The organism is Cupriavidus basilensis (assembly GCF_029335485.1).
Taxonomy (GTDB): domain Bacteria; phylum Pseudomonadota; class Gammaproteobacteria; order Burkholderiales; family Burkholderiaceae; genus Cupriavidus; species Cupriavidus basilensis_E.
The window spans coordinates 1-5,955 of sequence record NZ_JARJLM010000064.1; the positions used below are offsets into that span (position 1 = coordinate 1).

Below are 5,955 nucleotides of genomic sequence, written 5' to 3' on the forward strand. Positions count from 1 at the left end.
AGCTCGGGCCGGTTCGCGCGTCGATACGTGCTGTTTGCATCACTTATACCACCAGGATTGCACACGATTTCACCTCCAGCGCCTGGGATCGATGGGAAGCACTGTCCGGCCACCTGAATGCGTCGCCCCCAGCCGCGCGCACAAAGCTTGCGTTTTGCGATTGCAAAGCGGAAAAGCCGGGCCGGTTAAGCCCCCCGAAAGCAAAATCAGGCAAAATTCGGTGGTTGCTGCCGGTCTGCGACCCAGCCGGCGGCATTTCCCAACCCTTGTTGACCCTGAGAGAAGCAATGAGTACCCAGCAACCTACCATCATCTATACCCTGACAGACGAAGCTCCGCTGCTGGCGACCAGTGCCTTCCTGCCCATCATCCGCACCTTCACCGCGCCGGCCGGCATCAACGTCGCCACCAGCGACATCTCGGTGGCAGGGCGCATCCTCGGCGAGTTCCCCGAATTCCTGACCGAAGCGCAACGGGTGCCCGACAACCTCGCCGAACTCGGCCGCCTGACCCTGCTGCCGGACACCAACATCATCAAGCTGCCGAATATCAGCGCCTCCGTGCACCAGTTGGTCAGCGCGATCAAGGAACTCCAGGGCAAGGGCTACAACGTGCCGGACTTCCCCGAAGACCCGAAGACCGACGCCGAGAAGGCCATCCGCCAGCGTTACTCCAAGTGCCTGGGCAGCGCCGTGAACCCGGTGCTGCGCGAGGGCAACTCGGACCGCCGCGCGCCCGCCGCCGTCAAGAACTACGCACGCAAGAACCCGCACAGCATGGGCGAGTGGAGCATGGCTTCGCGCACCCACGTGGCCCACATGAAGCACGGCGACTTCTACCACGGCGAGAAGTCCATGACGGTCGAGAAGGCCCGCGACGTGAAGATGGAGCTGGTCACCAAGAGCGGCAAGACCATCGTCCTCAAGCCCAAGGTGTCGCTGCTGGACGGCGAGATCATCGACAGCATGTTCATGAGCAAGAAGGCGCTGTGCGACTTCTATGAAGAGCAGATGGAAGACGCCCGCAAGACCGGCGTGATGCTGTCGCTGCACGTGAAGGCCACCATGATGAAGGTCTCGCACCCCATCGTGTTCGGCCACGCGGTCAAGATCTTCTACAAGGAAGCCTTCGCCAAGCACGGCGCGCTGTTCGACGAGCTGGGCGTGAACGTCAACAACGGCCTGGTCAACCTGTACGACAAGCTGGAATCCCTGCCCAGCTCCAAGCGCGAAGAAATCATCCGCGACATGCACGCCTGCCACGAGCACCGTCCCGAGCTGGCAATGGTGGACTCGGCCAAGGGCATCTCCAACCTGCACGCGCCCAACGACGTGATCGTGGACGCCTCGATGCCGGCCATGATCCGCATCGGCGGCAAGATGTGGGGCGCCGACGGCCGTCCGAAGGACACCAAGGCCGTGATCCCGGAGAGCACCTTCGCCCGCATCTACCAGGAGATCATCAACTTCTGCAAGACCAACGGCAACTTCGATCCGGTCACCATGGGCACCGTGCCCAACGTCGGCCTGATGGCCCAGCAAGCCGAGGAGTACGGCTCGCACGACAAGACCTTTGAAGTCCCCGAAGCCGGCGAAGCCCGCATCGTCGACATCGCCACCGGCGAAGTGCTGCTGGTGCAGAACGTGGAAGAAGGCGACATCTGGCGCATGTGCCAGGTCAAGGACGCGCCGATCCGCGACTGGGTCAAGCTGGCCGTCACCCGCGCCCGCAACTCCGGCATGCCGGCCATTTTCTGGCTGGACCCGTACCGCCCGCACGAAGCCGAAGTCATCAAGAAGGTCGAGACCTACCTGAAGGACCACGACACCACCGGCCTGGACATCCAGATCATGTCGCAGGTGCGCGCCATGCGCTACACGCTGGAGCGCGTCATCCGCGGCCTGGACACCATCTCGGTCACCGGCAACATCCTGCGCGACTACCTGACCGACCTGTTCCCCATCATGGAACTGGGCACCAGCGCCAAGATGCTCTCCATCGTTCCCCTGATGGCAGGCGGCGGCATGTACGAAACCGGTGCCGGCGGCTCGGCGCCCAAGCACGTCAAGCAGCTGGTGGAAGAAAACCACCTGCGCTGGGACTCGCTGGGTGAGTTCCTGGCGCTGGCCGTGTCGCTGGAAGACCTGGGCATCAAGACCGGCAACGGCCGCGCCAAGATCCTGGCCAAGACGCTGGACGCCGCCACCGGCCAGCTACTGGAGAACAACAAGAACCCGTCGCCCAAGACCGGTCAGCTGGACAACCGCGGTAGCCAGTTCTACCTGGCCATGTACTGGGCGCAGGAACTGGCGGCGCAAACCGACGACGCGGCCCTGGCCGCGCAGTTCGCGCCGCTGGCCAAGCAACTGACCGACAGCGAGCAGGCCATCGTGGCCGAGCTGTCGGCGGTGCAAGGCCAGGCAGCGGACATCGGCGGCTACTACAAGCCCGACTTCGACAAGCTGGACAGCGTGATGCGTCCGAGCAAGACGCTGAACGCGGCACTGGCGGCTGTCCGGGCTTAAGCAGGCCCAGCCGCCTTGCGGGTCAAGGCGGCTCTTCTTTCTTCTTGTTTCTTGTTGCCCGCCCGTCAAGCGAGACACCTCGCTTCGGGCCGGCGCCCTTCCCCCCAACCGCAGTTACCGTGCCGAGTCGCGCCAGCCTGCGGATTGCGCCAACGCGTTCTGCACCACGCACGCAAGGTCGGAAATCACCGAAGCGGTCTCCTCCATCAGCACGAACACGGCCGACACCATATGCTGGCTATCGGGCGACCCGCCATCCTGGGCGCACGCGCCCAGGATGGCAACCTGCCGCTGGATCAGCCAGGCTATCGGCTATCCGGCCGGTCAGGCAAACAGCCCCATCGAGGCAATGCCGGCAACCAGCAGCAGAGGAAAGGCCCAATATTGCATCGGGATCCAGAACAGCGTGTGGCGCTTGCGCAGTTCCACGGACTGCCCGGTGGCCGGATCGACCAGAGTGCGGCCGGGACGGGAGTTGAGGTGTCTGCCGAGATAGAAAACCGCCGCCGCGGACATGAACAGTGCGGCGACGACGGCCGCGAGGTTCGAGAGATTCACCACGGCGCTCAGGAAGCTCATGACGAGCACGCAAAGCAGGGGCACGATCACAACCAGAAAACCTAAACCTTGCCAAATCAGGAACATCGGGTACTCCGGTTACATGGACAAAAAAGGAACGCATGCCGGATCAGGGCATTGGCGCCGGATTATATCGATGAGACCGATTGGGCACAATTTAGATTTCAGACAGGCCAGACAGGCCGCGACGGGACGTTTCAGCCCGTACGCAATGCCATATCCAGCGCAGCCATCGGCGGCTCGATCATGGCCAGGAGACGGGCCCGGCTGACGCCGTCCCGAGCCTGCACCGAAAGCCCATGCAGAAGCGTGGCGTAGTCATCCCCTGCTTCTCCGCTTACCTGGCAACCGGGGAGGACGGTGCATCGCCTTGCGTTTCGCCGTTGCAGGCGCAGCGGCTGGACCGGCTGCCGCCGGCATCGATCCTGGTCTGCGGGTACGACCCGCTGCGCCAAGCCTTGCGCGGCAACGGCCCCTGATGCCGGCCGGCGGCCTGCGCGCCCCGGCGTTTGACAGCAAGCGCCGGCCCACAAGATACTGGGTCCTGCTCTATTGTTCTGAAGGAGGATCGCATGAAATACCGGATCGCCGGATCGCTCGCGCGGCCATCCCGGACCGGCTGCGAAGCCAGCCCGACCGGCAACGGCAAGGCGGGGGGCATGGCATGAGCAAGGCCTCCCTGGACGAACACGCCGCCGGCTCCGGACGCAGATCCGCAAGCAAGGCCTACAAGCACGAGCTGCGGCGCCTGCAGGTCGAACTCGTCAAGCTGCAGCGGCAAGTGATCTCGTCCAACGACAAGATCCTTGTCATTCTCGAAGGCCGCGACGCTGCGGGCAAGGATGGCGCGATCAAACGCATCGTCCAGCACCTGAGCCCGCGCGAAGTCCGCGTCGTCGCGCTCGGCAAGCCCTCCGACCGCGATCAGTCCGCCTGGTACTTCCAGCGCTACGTGGCGCAACTGCCGGTATGCCAGGAACTGGTGCTGTTCAACCGCAGCTGGTACAACCGCGCCGGCGTGGAACGGGTGATGGGATTCTGCACGGAGGCCGAGCACGAGGACTTCATGAATTCGGTGGTCGACTTCGAGATGCTGCTGGCGGGCTCCGGCATCAGGCTCATCAAGTATTACCTCGACATCAGCAAGGATGAGCAACGGCGGCGCCTGAAGGACCGCGCAACGGATCCGCTCAAGCAATGGAAGATCAGCCCGATCGACGAACAGGCAATCCATTACTGGAAGCAATACAGCGCGGCCCGCAACGAGATGCTGACCCGCACCAGCACACCGGGGACCCCCTGGCGGGTAGTGCGAACCGACAACAAGCGCGAAGCCCGGCTCAATATCATCCGCGACCTGCTCGGGCAGCTGCAGTACAAGGGCAAGGACGAAGCGCTGACGCGAGCCGACCGGGAAGTTGTCTTCCCTTTCCATACCGCGTGCATCGAGTCCGGCGGGCTCGCGCCGTAGCGGGTCCCGGGCCGGCAGGCGGCGCCAGACTGCCGAAGGCTGCGCGCGCCGCCAGGGCGGATGAAATCATTCCATCGTGAAGCTGCCGTCCCTGGCCAGTTGCCGGTACCGCGTTAGCTCTGCATGGACGCGCCGGCGGAATTCCTCCGCATTGCCGGCGAGGACGATAATCGATTGCCGGCGGAACGCCTCCTCGACGCGGGGCTCGCGCAGGACCGCCTGCAGATCCTCCTGCAAACGCTGCAACGTCGTGCGCGGCGTGCCGGACGGGGCGGCTAGGCCAAACCAGAACGCGCCGCCCAGGTCCCCGATGCCGACTTCGCCAAAGGTGGGGACGGCCGGATACGCCGGCAACCGTTGCGCGGTGCTGATGGCGAGCGGCCGCAGCATGCCCGCGCCGATGAACGGCCGGACAACGCCGACGGGATCGAAACTCAGGTCGATCTGCCCGTTGACCACATCGGCCAGCACTTGGGTACTGCCCCGGTATTGCACTGGCGTGATGTCCACCTGGAAATCCGCGGCGATGATGGCGCCGATCAGGTGGGGGGCGGTGCCCACGCCGGTAGTGCCATAAGTCAGCGCGCCCGGCCGGGCCCGCGCGCGCGCCAGCAGATCCTGGAACGAGCCGATGCCGGAGTCCGTGCGCGAGGAGATCATCACCGGCGTCTCCGCGACGAGGCCGACCGGCGCCCAGATGCCTTCGGCGGCGATGGACAGATGGGGCCGAAGGGCAGGCAGCATGCTGAACGTGGTGGAACTGCCGAGCAGGAGCGTGTATCCGTCGGGGCGCGCCTTTGCGACGTGCGCTGCCGCGATCATGGTGGAAGCACCCGGCCGGTTGTCCACGATCACGGGCTGCCCCAGCCTGGCCTGCAGGCTGCCGGCGATCACGCGGGCGATCACATCGGTGACGCCGCCCGCGCTGAAGGGAACCACAAGGCGCACGGGCCGCTGGGGATAGGCGTCCGCAAAAGCGCAGCCGCTGAACGCAGCAAGGAAAGCCAGAACCGCGCCGATGCCGGTCCGGCGAATGGGCATCATGGAAAACAGCATCATTATCGTGACTCCACCCGGCCGCCCCGGCCATCCATCCCTGCCCTGCACACATCCACTCCCTTTTCCGTTACGCCATGCGGCACCCCCCATTTTCCTACGCACCAGGACCTGAGCGCATTGCGCTACCGCAACCGGCGAGAAAAGGGCATCCTGCGCCGCACCACTTCAAGGTGCCGGCCAACCTGATCGCGCTCGGAGCAATCGACTTCGGGCTGATCGTGGATGCCGCGGTGAACCGGCTGGCGCAGTCCGAAGACCTGCACGAGGCCGTGGTCGAAGGCGCGGCGCTGCGCTTGCGCCCGGTGGTGATGACCGCGATGC

At 64.9% G+C, this 5,955-nt stretch carries 6 protein-coding genes; 4 read left to right on the top strand and 2 right to left on the bottom strand.

Annotated elements, in window-relative coordinates:
• Positions 1–287: 287 nt before the first annotated feature.
• A complete protein-coding gene (locus P3W85_RS03750; RefSeq protein WP_017225913.1) occupies positions 288–2,525 on the top strand; it encodes an NADP-dependent isocitrate dehydrogenase in 2,238 nt (745 codons plus the stop codon).
• Positions 2,526–2,849: 324 nt separating this feature from the next.
• On the opposite strand, the gene P3W85_RS03755 is transcribed toward P3W85_RS03750, so the two are convergent.
• Entirely contained in the window at positions 2,850–3,170 is a 321-nt protein-coding gene (locus P3W85_RS03755; protein ID WP_276263779.1) for a hypothetical protein, read from the bottom strand.
• A gap of 233 nt (positions 3,171–3,403) precedes the next feature.
• Between P3W85_RS03755 and P3W85_RS03765 the strand changes: the two genes are divergently transcribed.
• Together P3W85_RS03765 and ppk2 are read left to right on the top strand one after the other, a co-directional pair.
• Positions 3,404–3,583, top strand: coding sequence for an alpha/beta hydrolase fold domain-containing protein (locus P3W85_RS03765; RefSeq protein ID WP_276263780.1), 180 nt, complete (start codon positions 3,404–3,406; stop codon positions 3,581–3,583).
• 185 nt (positions 3,584–3,768) lie between these two features.
• On the top strand, positions 3,769–4,575 hold the full coding sequence (gene ppk2, locus P3W85_RS03770) for a polyphosphate kinase 2 (protein WP_276263781.1): 807 nt from the start codon (positions 3,769–3,771) through the stop codon (positions 4,573–4,575).
• Between the two features lie 66 nt (positions 4,576–4,641).
• On the opposite strand, the gene P3W85_RS03775 is transcribed toward ppk2, so the two are convergent.
• The gene (locus P3W85_RS03775) at positions 4,642–5,634 is read right to left on the bottom strand and encodes a Bug family tripartite tricarboxylate transporter substrate binding protein (RefSeq protein WP_017225908.1); all 993 of its coding nucleotides are present in this window, start codon (positions 5,632–5,634) and stop codon (positions 4,642–4,644) included.
• A 74-nt stretch (positions 5,635–5,708) separates the two neighbouring features.
• Between P3W85_RS03775 and P3W85_RS03780 the strand changes: the two genes are divergently transcribed.
• Positions 5,709–5,955, top strand: a 247-nt coding sequence (locus tag P3W85_RS03780; RefSeq protein WP_276263782.1) for a hypothetical protein, incomplete at its 3' end; no start/stop codon positions are given.

What these genes read in the sequence shown, in the direction of transcription:
- P3W85_RS03755 (WP_276263779.1), bottom strand. Translation starts at nt 3,170, where the DNA reads ATGTTCCTGATTTGGCAAGGTTTAGGTTTTCTGGTTGTGATCGTGCCC.
- P3W85_RS03765 (WP_276263780.1), top strand. Translation starts at nt 3,404, where the DNA reads ATGCAGAAGCGTGGCGTAGTCATCCCCTGCTTCTCCGCTTACCTGGCA.
- ppk2 (WP_276263781.1), top strand. Translation starts at nt 3,769, where the DNA reads ATGAGCAAGGCCTCCCTGGACGAACACGCCGCCGGCTCCGGACGCAGA.
- P3W85_RS03750 (WP_017225913.1), top strand. Translation starts at nt 288, where the DNA reads ATGAGTACCCAGCAACCTACCATCATCTATACCCTGACAGACGAAGCT.
- P3W85_RS03775 (WP_017225908.1), bottom strand. Translation starts at nt 5,634, where the DNA reads ATGATGCTGTTTTCCATGATGCCCATTCGCCGGACCGGCATCGGCGCG.